Origin of the sequence: Metapseudomonas otitidis (assembly GCF_900111835.1) — a bacterium.
GTDB classification, from domain to species: Bacteria; Pseudomonadota; Gammaproteobacteria; order Pseudomonadales; family Pseudomonadaceae; genus Metapseudomonas; species Metapseudomonas otitidis.
Genome location: NZ_FOJP01000016.1, coordinates 175,887 through 190,486 on the forward strand (window position 1 = coordinate 175,887; position 14,600 = coordinate 190,486).

General features: G+C 68.8%; 12 protein-coding genes. 9 read left to right on the forward strand and 3 right to left on the reverse strand.

The window, feature by feature from the left end:
- Positions 1-219: 219 nt before the first annotated feature.
- Genes pvdO through pvdM form a run of 3 tightly spaced genes read right to left on the reverse strand, consistent with a single transcriptional unit; the run spans position 220 to position 3,740 of the window.
- On the reverse strand, positions 220-1,074 hold the full coding sequence (pvdO, locus tag BM198_RS29795; protein ID WP_074972201.1) for a dihydropyoverdine dehydrogenase: 855 nt from the start codon (positions 1,072-1,074) through the stop codon (positions 220-222).
- A gap of 24 nt (positions 1,075-1,098) precedes the next feature.
- Positions 1,099-2,388, reverse strand: a complete 1,290-nt coding sequence (gene pvdN / locus BM198_RS29800; RefSeq protein WP_074972204.1) for a pyoverdine-tailoring periplasmic protein PvdN — start codon at positions 2,386-2,388, stop codon at positions 1,099-1,101.
- Positions 2,385-3,740: a pyoverdine-tailoring dipeptidase-like protein PvdM gene (gene pvdM / locus BM198_RS21335; RefSeq protein ID WP_074972206.1), complete on the reverse strand. Its 1,356-nt coding sequence runs from the start codon at positions 3,738-3,740 to the stop codon at positions 2,385-2,387. Before pvdM ends, pvdN begins: the two co-directional genes overlap by 4 nt.
- Before the next feature lie 519 nt (positions 3,741-4,259).
- Here pvdM and pvdP point away from each other — a divergent pair.
- The 9 genes from pvdP (at position 4,260) to BM198_RS21385 (ending at position 14,527) form a co-directional block, all read left to right on the forward strand.
- On the forward strand, positions 4,260-5,894 hold the full coding sequence (gene pvdP / locus BM198_RS21345) for a pyoverdine maturation tyrosinase PvdP (RefSeq protein WP_074972209.1): 1,635 nt from the start codon (positions 4,260-4,262) through the stop codon (positions 5,892-5,894).
- Between the two features lie 189 nt (positions 5,895-6,083).
- Positions 6,084-6,932, forward strand: a complete 849-nt coding sequence (locus BM198_RS21350) for a CoA transferase subunit A (protein WP_074972211.1) — start codon at positions 6,084-6,086, stop codon at positions 6,930-6,932.
- A complete protein-coding gene (locus tag BM198_RS21355; RefSeq protein WP_044399351.1) occupies positions 6,932-7,717 on the forward strand; it encodes a CoA-transferase subunit beta in 786 nt (261 codons plus the stop codon). The genes BM198_RS21350 and BM198_RS21355 overlap by 1 nt, the downstream gene beginning before the upstream one ends.
- Complete coding sequence (gene pcaF / locus BM198_RS21360) at positions 7,714-8,931, forward strand: 3-oxoadipyl-CoA thiolase (RefSeq protein WP_074972213.1); 1,218 nt, start codon at positions 7,714-7,716, stop codon at positions 8,929-8,931. The genes BM198_RS21355 and pcaF overlap by 4 nt, the downstream gene beginning before the upstream one ends.
- A gap of 145 nt (positions 8,932-9,076) precedes the next feature.
- The gene (locus BM198_RS21365) at positions 9,077-10,429 is read left to right on the forward strand and encodes a 3-carboxy-cis,cis-muconate cycloisomerase (protein ID WP_074972215.1); all 1,353 of its coding nucleotides are present in this window, start codon (positions 9,077-9,079) and stop codon (positions 10,427-10,429) included.
- Positions 10,430-10,438: 9 nt separating this feature from the next.
- A complete protein-coding gene (gene pcaD / locus BM198_RS21370; RefSeq protein ID WP_074972217.1) occupies positions 10,439-11,227 on the forward strand; it encodes a 3-oxoadipate enol-lactonase in 789 nt (262 codons plus the stop codon).
- Positions 11,228-11,324: 97 nt separating this feature from the next.
- On the forward strand, positions 11,325-11,720 hold the full coding sequence (pcaC, locus tag BM198_RS21375) for a 4-carboxymuconolactone decarboxylase (RefSeq protein WP_074972218.1): 396 nt from the start codon (positions 11,325-11,327) through the stop codon (positions 11,718-11,720).
- A 352-nt stretch (positions 11,721-12,072) separates the two neighbouring features.
- Positions 12,073-13,206 carry a substrate-binding domain-containing protein gene (locus BM198_RS21380; protein WP_074972220.1) on the forward strand — a complete coding sequence of 378 codons (1,134 nt, stop codon included), beginning with the start codon at positions 12,073-12,075 and terminating at the stop codon, positions 13,204-13,206.
- Between the two features lie 193 nt (positions 13,207-13,399).
- Entirely contained in the window at positions 13,400-14,527 is a 1,128-nt protein-coding gene (locus tag BM198_RS21385) for a substrate-binding domain-containing protein (RefSeq protein WP_074972222.1), read from the forward strand.
- The last annotated feature ends 73 nt before the right edge of the window (positions 14,528-14,600 follow it).

Genomic DNA, 14,600 nt, shown 5'->3' on the forward strand with positions numbered 1-14,600 from the left:
GCGGCGCGACCTCATGGAGTAGACGCGCCGCAAGGCGCCTGATTTAGCCGCCGGTGGCGGCGTGGGCAGTAGCAGGCCGTTGAAAAACGTAGACGAGGCAGCCGATGCAAGGCGAAAACGGCCGAAAAAGCGCAGTTTACGTGGGGTAAATGAGCATTTTGAGGGCGTTTTCAACGCCGTAGCGGCAACGTAGTTAGTTTTTCAACAGCCTGGTAGTGCTCACAACTCCCGCGCCACTCGCAGCCCCAGCCAGTCGCCGCGCACGTAGGGCTCGCGGTAGTTGCGGTTGCCCGAGCGGGAGAAGATCGGCGGCTCGCTGTAGTCGTTGCCGCGGATGTGGCGGTACTCGCAGTTGGCTTCCTCCCACGCGCTGCCATCGCTGGGGGCGCCGACGTAGCTGTCGTGCAGGCAGTCGGCCACCCATTCGTAGACGTTGCCGTGCATGTCGTAGACGCCGAAGGCGTTGGCCGGGAAGCTGCCGGCCGGGGAGGTGTAGTTGAAGCCGTCGGCGGCGCCGTAGGTGTTGGCGTGCTGGGCGATGCTGTAGTCCTTGCCTTCGTCGAAGGGGAAGGGGAACGGGCCTTCGCTGCCGGCGCGGGCGGCGTACTCGCGCTCGGCTTCGCTGAGCAGGCGGTAGTGCTTGCCGGTCTTCTTCGACAACCAGGCGACGTAGGCCCGGGCCTCGTCATGGTCCATGCACACGGCGGGCTGGTCCGGGCCCTGGGGGTAGCTGGGCTTGCCGTTGGTGCAGCGGCGGCCGGGGCGGTCGTCGCCGTCGGGGAGGGTGATGCGGGCTTCCTTCATGTAGGCGTCCCATTCGCGGGCCAGCACCTGGAACTTGCTGATGGCGAAGGGCCTGGCGAAGGTCACGGTGTGCAGCGGGCCCTCGTCGGGCTGGCGGCCCACTTCGTTCTCCGGGGTGCCCATGGTGAAGCTGCCGGCGGGCAGCACCACCATTTCGGGGCAGTTCTTGCAGTCCTTGAACAGGCTGCCGGGTTGCTTGGCGTCGGCGGCCAGGGCCGGTGCGCTGACGAGCAGGGCGACGACCAGGGCCAGGGGTTGGGTTGCAGGCATGGCGATTCTCTCGAAGGGAATGGGTCAGGCGAGCTGGGGGGCGAGGAGGGCCATCACCCGGTCGATCTGCGCTTCGTCGTTGAGCAGGCTGGGGGCCAGGCGCACCACGGGGCCGACGTCGCGGTCCACGGCGTCGCTGATCACCTTGCGCTCCAGCAGGTAGCGGGCGACGGCGTCGCAGTCGCGGCCCTCGACACGGAAGAAGGTGAAGCCCGAGGACAGCTCGCGGCTGCGCGGCGTGACCAGCTGCACCTTGGGGTGCTCGGCCAGGCGCGCCTTGAGGTAGTCGTTGAGCTGGTGGATGCGCGACTGGACGTCGGCCTTGCCCAGTTGCAGGTGCAGCTCGAAGGCCGAGCCCACCGCCAGGCGATGGTCGAAGGCGTGGTAGCCACCGGGGGTCATCAGGGTGCCGAAGGTCTCGCCCTTGGTGAAGGTCGGCGTGCTGGGCACCAGGTGGGCCTGGGGCTGCGGGTCGCGGGCGATGATCACGCCGGTGCCACGGGGGCCGAACAGCCATTTGTGGGTGCCGGCGATGAAGTAGTCGCAGTTGAAATCGGCGAAGTTCAGGTCCTCGACGCCGAAGCCGTGCACGCCGTCCACCACGTAGAGGAGGCGGTCCGCTTCGTCGCGGCCCTGGTTGAGTTCCCGCACCAGCTGGCCGACTTCGCGCGCCGGCAGCTTCACGCCGCTGCCGGACTGCACCCAGGTCATGCCCAGTACGCGGGTCTCGGGGCGGATCGCCTGGCGGATGTTGTGGAGCATCTCGTCCACCGTGGCCAGGTGTGGGTCCTTGAACAGGGTGACGCGCCGCACCGGCGTGCCCATGAGGCGCTCGCGGTACTCCAGGCGGGTGTTGGTGGAGTAGTGCTCGTGGGCGCTGACGAGGATCTCCTTGCCAGGCGCCACCTGCAGGCCGCCATAGATCATCGCCAGGCCATCGGTGGTGCTGCCGGTGAGGGCCACCTGCGCGGGCTGCACGCCGAAGTAGCGGCCGGCCCAGGCGCGGACCTCGTCTTCATAGCCCCAGAGTTCCTCGCGGTCCCAGTCCAGCACCTCGCCGGGGTTGGCATCCAGCCGGGCGCGGAAGTGGGCGATGGCCTCGCGTACCACGCGCGGGTGGGAGGCCAGGAGGAAGGTGCAGAAGTGCAGGTAGTCCGGATCGAGGTCGAACTGCTCGCGCAGGGCCAGCCACTTGTCCGTGGCGGGGCGGTTCGGCGATGGGGCGGCCTGGGCGTTGCCGGCGAAGGCAGAGCCCAGTGGCAGGGCGGCGGCCAGCAGGCCGGCCTGCTTGAGGAAGGTGCGGCGGTCGCTCATGGGCGCACCTCCCCGGCGGGGGCCGGCGCGGCCAGGCGCTGCACCTCGCCCCACACCCGCAGGAAGTTGCCGCCCCATAGCTTGGCGATGTCGGCGTCGGAGTAGCCGCGCTGGATCAGCTCGGCCGTCACGTTGCGCGACTCGCCGACGTTCATCCAGCCCTCGACGCCGCCGCCGTCGTTGAAGTCGCTGGCGATGCCCACGTGGTCGATGCCGACCTTGCGCACGGTGTAATCGATGGCGTCCACCAGCTCCTTGACGCTGGCGCGGGGCTCCTCCTCGAGGATGGCGTAGAGCGCGCTGGCGTATTCGCCGAAGCGCTGTTCCGGCCAGATGGCGATGATCGGGTCACCCGGCATCAGCGCGTTGGCCAGGCCGTTGAGCGGCTGCAGGTCGAAGCGCGCGCGCAGGGCGTTGAGCTTGTCCAGGGTCGGTTGCGAGAGGGGCTTGAGGTAGGCGGGGAAGCCCACCACCTGGATCACCCCGCCGCTTGCCTTGATCCGCTGCATCTCCGCGTCGCTGAGGTTGCGCGGAATGTCCACCAGCGCGCGGGGCGCCGAATGCGAGGCGACGATGGGGGCGCGGCTGAGACGGGCGACGTCTTCCAGGGCCAGGGTGGACATCTGCGAAACGTCGATCACCACGCCCAGGTCGTTGAGCCGCTTCACCGCCTGCTTGCCGAGGGGCGAGAGGCCGCCGAGGGCATCGGCGGTGTCGTTGAAGAAGGGCAGCGGGCGCGAGGAGTCGGCCCAGGTGTTGTTGCCGACGTAGCTGAAGCCGAACAGGCGCATGCCGCGAGCGTGCCAGGCGTCCAGCGCGTTCAGGTCCTCGCCCAGCGGGTACGCGTTGAGCATGCTGATGACGATGGCGAACTTGCCTTCGCCATGCAGGCGGCGGAAGTCCTCGGGGCTGTAGGCGATGCCGACCTGGTTGGGGAAGTCGCGCACCAGGCCGCTGATGATCCTGTAGCGCAGCTCCTGCTGGTGGCGCGCCTCGTCGACGAAGGCGGCTGTAGGGCGATGGGGGGCGTTAGGACCGTTCCAGATCTCCGGCCAGCCGAAGATGGTCAGCGCCGCACCGGAGAGACGCCCGCGCCCGGCCTTGACCAGGTCGAACTGGCCTTCGCCGTCCTTGTCCGCCTCGTTGCCCTCGGTTCCGAAGTCGGTGGGCACGGTGATGTGGCTGTCGAAGGAGAGGATGCGCTCCTGCAGTTCCTCCGCGTGCTGCATCACGTCCCGGGGGTAGGGCGCGGCCTGCCGCAGGAAGAAGTGCCAGGTCGCTGCCGCGACCAGCGCCAGGAGGATCGCCAGGGCGATCAGGTAGAGGGCCTTGCGGGTCGTGTTCATTGCCATCCCGTTCGTTGCCAGGGGTTGATGCCGAGCGCACCCGGGGTGGGTGCCCGTGTCGGAAGAACGAGGGCAGGGTGGGGAAATTTAGAATCGGGTGCTGTTGATCCGTTGCAGGAAACGACCGGTGTCCGAAGCGCACTCCAGAGTTTTCCTGTGGCCGGGAAAGTGAGGCGGCGAAACCTGCCCCTTCAGGAGGCCGAGCGGAGTCGTTGCGCAGGGGGACGAGCGGCATGGATGCCGCGAGAGGCGCGCCAGGCCATGGATGGCCCATCGCGCCGGCCCCCGGAGCAACGATGGAGCGAGGGAAGTCCCGCGAAGCGGGGCCCGGATGTCGGGGCAAGCCCTTTTGGCTCCTTTTGGGGCGATTGCCAAAAGGGGCTCGCCCGGGAGGGCGAAATAGAAAACACCCGAAAACTCGGTAATCAACCTGATGCCGGACGTATCAGCAAAGCAGCCATAAATTTACCCCCCGTTACCTCGTTCTAGCGTGATAGGCGTGGCTGACACGGATGCGATGTAGCGATGAGGTTTTCCAGACGTGGGTTCATGGGGGCGCTGGCGGTGGCCGGCGCAGCGGTACCGGCGGTGTGGTACGCGCGGCGTGAGCCGGATTACGACGAAACCCTCGAACCGGACCAGGTGGAAACCCCGGGGGAGGCCACGGTGGATGCCGCCGATTGGGGCGGGTTGCGCCTGGCCACCCAGTTGCGCGGCATCTGGGACCTGCGTTTCGACGGCCTCGACGGCGGTCTGGACGGGCTGCCCCGCGAGGGCGTGCAGATGCTGCTGGACATCGGCCCCACCGGCCGGGCCCTGCGCGGTTGCGTCGACCAGGGCACCGCGCTGCGGGGCACGGGTGAACCCCGCTACCGGGTGCTCGGCGAGGTGGTGGACCAGGACGGCAAGCGCATCCGCTGGCGCCTGGTCCCGGCCGGCGGGTCGGCCCCCAGCCATGAACTGGAGGCCGTGCTGGACGAGGTCTGGGGCAACTGGGCCCAGGCCGGTGACGCCAGCCTGAGCGGGCGCATCCGCCGCATCGACCGGCCCCTGGTGCTGCCCGAGCCGGACAGCCGCTTCGTCGCCCGCAAGCGCGCCTTTCCCGAGGCGCGGCAGGTGACGCCCCTGGAGCCGGCGCTGCTGCAGTGGCTGGTGTCCCCCGAGCACCGCCTGTTCCACCAGCTCTGGCACGCCACCCGCGACAAGTGGCACCGCCTCGACGACCGTCGCCGCGATGCCCTGCGCGGTGCCGGCTGGCAACCCGGCCCACGGGATGCCGAGCGCGGCGCACGGGGCCGGCGAAAGCACCTCAACGGCTCCGGCGAGGACTTCCTCTTCATGCACCGGCACATGCTGGCCAAGGCGCGCCGCCTGCAGCCGGGCCTGCCCAACTGGAGTCGGCTGCCGTTGCCGTGCCCGTACCTGGAGCACGACCGCATCGGCTTCATCCGCTACCAGGAGAACCACGACGGCAACGCCGTGCCGCCGGCCTGGTTCGCCTGGGACGACGATGAACTGGGCCAGTGGCTGCACGACATCAAGTCCGCCCAGGCCTTCTACAGCAACTTCCAGGTCTGGGAGTCGCAGTACCAGGACCCGGACTACCTCGCGCGCCTGACCCTCGCCCAACTGGGCTCGGAGATGGAGCTGAACATCCACGACTGGCTGCACATGCGCTGGGCCACTGTCACCCGTGACCCGTCCAACGGCATGCCGCTGCCCGGCGACCGCGACCAGGTGGACTACGGCGCCCGCTGGTTCCGCGCCGACAACGACTACCTCGGCGACCCGTTCTCATCCCACGTCAACCCGGTGTTCTGGCGCTTCCACGGCTGGATCGACGACCGCATCGAGGACTGGTACCGCGCCCACGAGCGCGCCCATCCCGGCGAGGTGGTGGTGCGCGAGGTCCAGGGCATGCGCTGGTTCGCGCCGGGGCGCTGGGTGGAGGTGGGCGACCCCTGGCTGGGCGCGCTGACCCATGGCTGCGGCGGGCTGGGCGATGCCGGCGGCGGCGCCGGTGAACTGGAGGTGGAGGCCATGAAGCTGGCCCTGCGGATCACCTTCGGCGAGGACGACCTGGTCAGCCGGCTGCTGCCACGAACGCCCCGGCGGCCCTGGTATGCGCGCCACCTCAAGCGTCGCGAGGAGGGCCGCTAGCCCCGGAGAGGGCGAACATGGATTCGTTCGATTATCGAACGAATAGTCGATTATCGGATTGTTACACCCGGAGGCGGGGGGTACCTTGCTCCCCAGCCGACCCCGGCCCGGGCCCGCCGCACGTGGCTTCACCGGGTGTCGCCACGGGCGCGCCGCCAGGCCGCCCTGGACAACAACACGAGATCGACCATGGCTGAAATCATTTCCCTCCGCGAGGCCGTCGAGCGTTTCATCAACGACGGCGACAAGGTAGCCCTCGAAGGCTTCACCCACCTGATTCCCACCGCCGCCTCCCACGAGATCATCCGCCAGGGCAAGAAAGACCTGCACCTGGTGCGCATGACCCCGGACCTGGTCTACGACCTGCTGATCGGCGCCGGCTGCGCCCGCAAGCTGACCTTCTCCTGGGGCGGCAACCCCGGCGTGGGCTCCCTGCACCGCCTGCGTGACGCGGTGGAGAAGCAGTGGCCCAACGCCCTGGAACTCGACGAGCACAGCCACGCCGACATGGCCAACGCCTACGTGGCCGGCGCTTCCGGTTTGCCGTTCGCCGTGCTGCGTGCCTATGCCGGCTCCGACCTGCCGAAGGTCAACCCGAACATCCGCTTCATCGAGTGCCCGTTCACCGGCGAGACGCTCGCCGCCGTGCCGTCGGTGCGCCCGGACGTCACCGTGATCCACGCGCAGAAGGCCGACCGCAAGGGCAACGTGCTGCTCTGGGGCATCCTCGGCGTGCAGAAGGAAGCGGCCCTGGCGGCCAAGCGCTGCATCGTCACCGTGGAAGAGATCGTCGACGACCTCGATGCGCCGATGAACGCCTGCGTGCTGCCCACCTGGGCACTGACCGCGGTGTGCCACGTCCCCGGCGGCGCCAGCCCGTCCTACGCCCACGGCTACTACGAGCGCGACAACCGCTTCTACCAGGCCTGGGACCCCATCGCCCGCGACCGCGACACCTTCACCGCCTGGATCGACGAATACATCCGTGGCACCAAGGATTTCGCCCAGTTCCAGCAGAAGCTTGCGGAGGCCAAGTGATGAGCGCCCAGTACAGCACCAACGAAATGATGACCGTGGCGGCTGCCCGTCGCCTGAAGAACGGCGCCGTCTGCTTCGTCGGCATCGGCCTGCCGTCCAAGGCTGCCAACCTGGCGCGCCTGACCTCGTCCCCGGACGTGGTCCTGATCTACGAATCCGGCCCCATCGGGGCCAAGCCGAGCGTGCTGCCGCTGTCCATCGGCGACGGCGAGCTGGCCGAGACCGCCGACACCGTGGTCCCCACCGGCGAGATCTTCCGCTACTGGCTGCAGGGCGGGCGCATCGACGTCGGCTTCCTCGGCGCTGCCCAGGTGGACCGCTTCGGCAACATCAACACCACCGTGATCGGCGACTACCACACCCCCAAGGTGCGCCTGCCGGGTGCCGGCGGCGCGCCGGAGATCGCCGGTTCCGCCAAGGAGGTGCTGATCATCCTCAAGCAGTCCCACCGCACCTTCGTCGACAAGCTGGCCTTCATCACCTCCGTGGGCCACGGCGAAGGCGGCGACCACCGCCAGCAGCTCGGCCTGCCCGGCAAGGGGCCGGTGGCCATCATCACCGACCTCTGCATCATGGAGCCGGAAGCCGGCACCCACGAATTCATCGTCACCTCGCTGCACCCGGGCGTGACCCGCGAGCAGGTGGTGGCCAACACCGGCTGGGCCATCCGCTTCGCCGACCAGGTGGCCGAGACCGCCGCCCCCAACGAGGTGGAGCTGAGCGCCCTGCGTGCCCTGGAAGCCCGCACCGCGGCCGCCCACGGCCAGCAAGGGGGTGAGGAATGAGCCGCGACGTCTTCATCTGCGATGCCGCACGCACGCCCATCGGCCGCTTCGGTGGCGCCCTGGCCCCCGTGCGCGCCGACGACCTGGCGGCCATCCCGCTCAAGGCCCTGATCGAGCGCAACCCCCAGGTGCGCTGGAGCGAGGTCGACGAAGTCTTCCTCGGTTGCGCCAACCAGGCCGGCGAGGACAACCGCAACGTCGCGCGCATGGCGCTGCTGCTGGCCGGCCTGCCGGAAAGCATTCCCGGCGTCACCCTCAACCGCCTCTGCGCCTCGGGCATGGATGCGGTGGGCACCGCCTTCCGCGCCATCGCCTCGGGTGAAATGGAGCTGGCCCTGGCGGGTGGCGTCGAATCCATGTCCCGCGCGCCCTACGTGATGGGCAAGGCCGACAGCGCCTTTGGCCGCACCCAGAAGATCGAGGACACCACCATCGGCTGGCGCTTCATCAACCCGCTGATGAAGGCCCAGTACGGCGTCGACGCCATGCCGCAGACCGCCGACAACGTCGCCGACGACTACCAGGTCTCCCGCGCCGACCAGGACCTGTTCGCCCTGCGCAGCCAGCAGCGCGCCGGGCGCGCCCAGGCCGAGGGCTTCTTCGCCGAGGAGATCGTCCCGGTGGTGATCAAGGGCAGGAAGGGCGACACCGTGGTTGATACCGACGAGCACCTACGCCCGGACACCACCCTGGAAGCCCTCGCCAAGCTGAAACCGGTCAACGGCGAAGGCAAGACCGTCACCGCCGGCAACGCCTCGGGCGTCAACGACGGCGCGGTGGCGCTGATCCTGGCCTCCGCCGAGGCGGTGAAGAAGCACGGCCTCACCCCGCGCGCCAAGGTGCTCGGCATGGCCAGCGCCGGCGTCGCGCCACGGGTCATGGGCATCGGCCCGGTGCCGGCGGTGCGCAAGCTGCTGGAGCGCCTCAACCTGGGCATCGACCAGTTCGACGTCATCGAACTCAACGAAGCCTTCGCCGCCCAGGGGCTGGCCGTGATGCGCGAGCTGGGCCTCCCCGACGACAGCGAGAAGGTCAACCCCAACGGCGGCGCCATCGCCCTCGGCCACCCCCTGGGTGCCAGCGGCGCGCGCCTGGTACAGACTGCCTTGCACCAGCTGGAGAGGTCCGGCGGCAAGCGTGGCTTGGCCACCATGTGCGTAGGGGTAGGGCAGGGCCTGGCCCTGGCCATCGAGCGTGTCCAGCAGTCGAAGTGACGCAGGGCGGGCTTCAGCCCACCACGACTGCGCCCCAGCACGGTCGAGTGGGCTGAGGCCCAACTGAAGCCCACTCGACAGACTGGATTCACTCCCATCGCCCTGCCAACCTAGGCCCACCCCCAACCGCTGCAACGAGGTCGCCTTGAGCAACCAACTCTTCGACGCCTACTTCACCGCCCCGGCCATGCGCGCGATCTTCTGCGACCAGGGCCGGGTGCAGGGCATGCTCGACTTCGAGGCCGCCCTGGCCCGTGCCGAGGCCCGCGTGGGGCTGATTCCCCGAGAGGCCGTCGCACCCATCGAAGCCGCCTGCCGCGCCGATTTCTACGACTTCTCCGCCCTGGCCCAGGCCATCGCCACCGCCGGCAACTCCGCCATCCCCCTGGTCAAGGCCCTGGGCAAGCGCATCGCAGCGGCCAGCCCGGAGGCCGAGCGCTATGTGCATCTGGGCGCCACCAGCCAGGACGCTATGGACAGCGGCCTGGTGCTGCAACTGCGTGCCGCCATCGGCCTGATCGAAGCCGACCTCGCGGCCCTGGGCGACGCCCTTGCCGAGCAGGCCGAGCGCCACGCTGACACCCCGCTGGCCGGCCGCACCTGGCTGCAGCAGGCCACCCCGGTGACCCTCGGCATGAAGCTCGCCGGCCTGCTGGGCGCCGTCACCCGCCATCGCCAGCGCCTGGCGGAACTCAAACCGCGCCTGCTGTGCCTGCAGTTCGGTGGCGCTTCCGGCAGCCTCGCCGCCCTCGGCGAACAGGCCTGGCCGGTGGCCGAAGCGCTGGCCGTCGAGCTGTCGCTGAACCTGCCGGACCAGCCCTGGCACACCCAGCGTGACCGCCTGGTGGAGTTCGCCAGCCTGCTGGGCCTGGTCGCCGGCACCCTGGGCAAGCTGGGGCGCGACCTCAGCCTGCTGATGCAGACCGAGGCCGGCGAACTCTTCGAGCCCGCCGCACCTGGCAAGGGCGGCTCGTCCACCATGCCCCACAAGCGCAACCCGGTGAGCGCCGCCGTGCTCATCGGCGCCGCCACCCGTGCACCGGGCCTGGTGGCCACCCTGTTCGCCGCCATGCCCCAGGAGCACGAGCGCAGCCTCGGCCTCTGGCACGCCGAATGGGAAAGCCTGCCGGAGCTCTGCTGCCTGGTATCCGGTGCTCTGCAGCACGCGCTGCTGGTGGTGCCGGGCCTGGAAGTGGATGCCGCGCGCATGCGCCACAACCTCGACCTGACCCAGGGGCTGGTGCTGGCCGAAGCGGTGAGCATCGCCCTGGCCCAGCGCATCGGCCGCGATGCCGCTCACCATCGGGTGGAGCAGTGCTGCCGCCAGGCGGTGAAGGAGGGCGCTCACCTGCGCGCCGTGCTCGGTGCCTGCGCCGAGGTTACCGCCGAGCTGTCCGCCGCCGAGCTGGACCGCCTGCTCGACCCCGCCCATTACCTCGGGCAGGCCCGCCGCTGGGTGGACCGTGCCCTCGCTGAACACACCACTTTCCCGCGCTAGGAGTTTTCCATGCCTGCCGTACGTCTCGCCGATGGCGACCTGAACTACCTCCTCGAAGGCCCGGCCGGAGCGCCGGTGCTGGTGCTGTCCAACTCCCTGGGCACCGACCTGCACATGTGGGACGCCCAGGTCCCGGCCTTTACCCGGCACTTCCGGGTGCTGCGCTACGACACCCGAGGCCATGGCCAGTCCCTGGTCAGCGAAGGCCCCTATCGCATCGAACAGCTCGGCCGCGACGTGCTGGCCCTGCTGGATGCCCTGGACATTCCCAAGGCGCATTTCTGTGGCCTGTCCATGGGCGGGCTGATCGGCCAGTGGCTGGCCATCAACGCCCCCGAGCGCATCCAGCGCCTGGTGCTGTGCAACACCGCCGCCAGGATCGGTACCCCCGAGGTGTGGAACCCGCGCATCGACGCCGTGCTGGCGGGTGGGGCCCAGGCCATGGCCGACCTGCGCGACGCCTCCATTTCCCGCTGGTTCACCCCGGACTTCGCCGAGGCGCAGCCGGAGAAGGTCGAGGCCATCGTCGGCATGCTGGCGCGCACCTCGCCCCAGGGCTACGCCGCCAACTGCGCCGCCGTGCGCGACGCGGACTTCCGCGAGCAGCTCGCTGTCATCCATGCCCCGGCCCTGGTGGTCTGCGGCAGCGGCGACCCGGTCACCACCCCCGAGCACGGCCGCTTCATGCAGGCGCACATCGCCGGCGCCGAACTCGTCGAGTTCCCGGCCGCCCACCTGTCCAACGTGCAGGCCGGTGAGGCCTTCAGCCAGCGCGTACTGGCCTTCCTCAGCGCCTGAGTGCGCGCCGGATTACCCCGGGCTGAAGCCCGGGCTACCGCTTTCCCGACGCGGATGCCGCGTCGCCTTTCCGCGACCCTGTTCGAGGCCCTCATCGATGGACGAAAAAGAACGCTACGAAGCCGGCATGCAGGTCCGCCGCGCCGTACTGGGCGACGCCCACGTCGACCGCAGCCTGCAGAACCTCACGCCCTTCAACCAAGAGTTCCAGGAAATGATCACCCGCCACGCCTGGGGCGACATCTGGACCCGCCCGGGCCTGCCGCGCCACACCCGTAGCCTGGTGACCATCGCCATGCTCATCGGCATGAACCGCGAGGGCGAGCTGAAGCTGCACCTGCGCGCCGCAAAGAACAACGGCGTCACCCGCGACGAGATCAAGGAAGTGATCATGCAGAGCGCCATCTACTGCGGCATCCCCGCCGCCAACGCCACCTTCCACCTGGCCGAAGCCGTGTGGGATGAACTGGGGGTCGAGTCGCTGCACCCCTGATCGCCGAGCGACTCCCGGCCCAGGCTCCAGAGCCTGCGGCCGGGCAGGCTCGGGTTCACGCCACTGTCATGTCCTGCCCGCCAGCCCCCGCCCCGAGCGGTCTCCCAGCCACCCTCCCGGAATACTTCCTTGCCGCAGCGCCCTGTCATGTCAGGCAGGTTGCACGCACCCCCGAACACTCCCGTTCTTGAGCGCCTCGTGCTCCCGAGGTTTTTTCCTTTGCCTGTCACCCGTGGCTGCGACTGTCAGTGCCATGGCCGAGCCGCACCGGGCTTCTGGAATGCGCCCGACCGGCCATGACCCGCTCGACAGCGAACCATCCACGTCCAGACACGATGAAAGGAGCTTCCTCATGTTCAAGCGCAACGTTCTCGCTGTTTCCCTGGCCGTCGCCGGCCTGTGTTCCGCCCAGGCCATGGCGGCCGTCGTCGGTGGCGGTGCCACCCTGCCGCAGAACCTGTACAACACCGCCACCGTGCTGCCGTCCGGCTTCAACGCCTACATCGGCGTGGGCAGCGGCGCCGGCAAGGCTGCCGTGCTGAACAACGACGCCACCAAGCTCAACCTGCCCAGCGGCACCACCGTCGACTACGCCGGCAGTGACTCCGTACTGAGCGCCGCCGAACTGCTGGCCTACAAGAATGCCCACCAGTCCCCGGCCGTGCCCGCTACCGATGCCAACAACTGGGGCCCGCTGGTACAGATCCCCTCGGCGGCCACCTCGGTCACCATTCCCTACAAGAAAGCCGGCGTCACCTCGCTGAACCTGACCAGCGCCCAGCTGTGCGGCATCTTCTCCGGCAACATCACCAACTGGAGCCAGATCAGCAGCGCCTCCGGCCCGATCACCGTGGTCTACCGTGGCACCAGCAGCGGCACCTCCGAGATCTTCACCCGCCACCTGAACAGCCAGTGTGCAGGCCAGTTCGGCGTCAGCAGCACCTTCACCAGCGCCGCCCTCGGCGGTGTGCCGGCCGGTGCCGTGGCCGTGAGCGGCAGCGCCCAGATGGCCAGCACCGTGGCCGCCACCGATGGCGCCATCGGCTACGTCGGCCCGGAAGACGTGGACGCCACCAACCCCGCCGTGGTCGCCAAGGTCAATGGCAACCTCCCCACCGTGGGCAACGTCACCATCGCCCTGAGCAACTTCGCGCCGCCCTCCACCGCAGCTGACCGTGCCGATCCCGCCAAGTGGGCCCCGGTCCTGGCCAACCCCGCCACCGGCTACAGTATCGTCGGCTACACCAACCTGGTGTTCAGCCAGTGCTACAAGGACAGCACCGACACCATCGCCATCCGCACCTTCCTCAACCGTCACTACGGCCTGAACGCCAGCAGCAACAACGATGACGAGATCGTCGCCAACAAACTGATCCCGCTCACAGCCGCCTGGAAAGACGCCATCCGCACCACCTTCGCGCTGCCGGGCAGTTCCCTGGCCATCGGCAACACCAGCGCCTGCAACGGCATCGGCCGTCCGCTCTAAGCCCCTCGCGGGTTCGCCCCAAGAACCGGCAATGGCCTCGCGCCATTGCCGGTTCTCCGGTTCGGTAGTCAAGGCTCAATGCCGATTGACCGCTGACCCTGCCGCCACGCGGCGGAAACGACCTTCAGGACGATCCCGGCCAGGTAGCCGCCTGCACCAGGCTTGGTCCCTGGCACCTAGAAAGGAATCCCTCATGCGCAATGCTCTCGCTGTTTCCCTGGCCGTCGCCGGCCTGTGTTCCGCCCAGGCCATGGCGGCCGTCGTCGGTGGCGGTGCCACCCTGCCGCAGGGCCTGTACAACACCGCCACCGTGCTGCCGTCCGGCTTCAACGCCTACATCGGCGTGGGCAGCGGCGCCGGCAAGGCTGCCGTGCTGAACAACGACGCCACCAAGCTCAACCTGCCCAGCGGCACCACCGTCGACTACGCCGGCAGTGACTCCGTACTGAGCGCCGCCGAACTGCTGGCCTACAAGAATGCCCACCAGTCCCCGGCCGTGCCCGCTACCGATGCCAACAACTGGGGCCCGCTGGTACAGATCCCCTCCGCCATAATCTCGATCGCCATCCCCTATAAGAAAGTCGGTGTCACTTCGCTGAACCTGACCAGCGCCCAGTTGTGCGGCATCTTTGCCGGCTACATCACTGACTGGATGCAGATCAGCAGCGCGTCCGGCCCGATCACCGTGGTCTATCGTGGTACCAGCAGCGGCACCTCCGAGATCTTCACCCGCCACCTGAACAGCCAGTGTGCCGGCCAGTTCGGCGTCAGCAGCACCTTCGCCAGCGCCGCCCTTGGCGGTGTGCCGGCCGGTGCCGTGGCTGTGAGCAGCGACGGCTATATGGCCAGCACCGTGGCCGCCACCGAAGGTGCCATCGGCTACGTTGGCCCGGCAGACATCGATGCCACCAACCCCGCCGTGGTCGCCAAGGTCAACGGCAACCTGCCGGCGGTTGGGCGGGTTAGTGTTCCTTTAAGCAACTTCGCGCCGCCCTCCACCGCCGCTGACCGTGCCGATCCTTCCAAGTGGGCCGCGGTCCTGGCCAACCCCGCCACCGGCTACAGCATCGTCGGCTACACCTATCTAGTATTCAGCCAGTGCTACCAAGACAGAGCCGACATGCTGGCTATCCGAGCTTTTCTCCTTCGCCACTACGGCCTGAACGCCCGCAACAACAACGATGACGAGATCGTCGCCAACAAGCTGATCCCGCTCACCACCGCCTGGAAGGACGCCATCCGCACCACCTTCGCGCTGCCGACCAATTCCCTGGCCATCGGCAACCCCAGCGCCTGCAACGGCATCGGCCGTCCGCTCTAAGCCCCTCGCGGGTTCGCCCCAGGAACCGGCAATGGCCTCGCGCCAATGTCGGTTTTGCATGTCAGGCGCCGGT

Excerpts from the sequence above, each read along its gene's own strand:
- pvdO (WP_074972201.1), bottom strand. The coding sequence starts at position 1,074 with ATGCCTGCAACCCAACCCCTGGCCCTGGTCGTCGCCCTGCTCGTCAGC.
- pvdN (WP_074972204.1), bottom strand. The coding sequence starts at position 2,388 with ATGAGCGACCGCCGCACCTTCCTCAAGCAGGCCGGCCTGCTGGCCGCC.
- pvdM (WP_074972206.1), bottom strand. The coding sequence starts at position 3,740 with ATGGCAATGAACACGACCCGCAAGGCCCTCTACCTGATCGCCCTGGCG.
- pvdP (WP_074972209.1), top strand. The coding sequence starts at position 4,260 with ATGAGGTTTTCCAGACGTGGGTTCATGGGGGCGCTGGCGGTGGCCGGC.
- BM198_RS21350 (WP_074972211.1), top strand. The coding sequence starts at position 6,084 with ATGGCTGAAATCATTTCCCTCCGCGAGGCCGTCGAGCGTTTCATCAAC.
- BM198_RS21355 (WP_044399351.1), top strand. The coding sequence starts at position 6,932 with ATGAGCGCCCAGTACAGCACCAACGAAATGATGACCGTGGCGGCTGCC.
- pcaF (WP_074972213.1), top strand. The coding sequence starts at position 7,714 with ATGAGCCGCGACGTCTTCATCTGCGATGCCGCACGCACGCCCATCGGC.
- pcaD (WP_074972217.1), top strand. The coding sequence starts at position 10,439 with ATGCCTGCCGTACGTCTCGCCGATGGCGACCTGAACTACCTCCTCGAA.
- pcaC (WP_074972218.1), top strand. The coding sequence starts at position 11,325 with ATGGACGAAAAAGAACGCTACGAAGCCGGCATGCAGGTCCGCCGCGCC.
- BM198_RS21380 (WP_074972220.1), top strand. The coding sequence starts at position 12,073 with ATGTTCAAGCGCAACGTTCTCGCTGTTTCCCTGGCCGTCGCCGGCCTG.
- BM198_RS21385 (WP_074972222.1), top strand. The coding sequence starts at position 13,400 with ATGCGCAATGCTCTCGCTGTTTCCCTGGCCGTCGCCGGCCTGTGTTCC.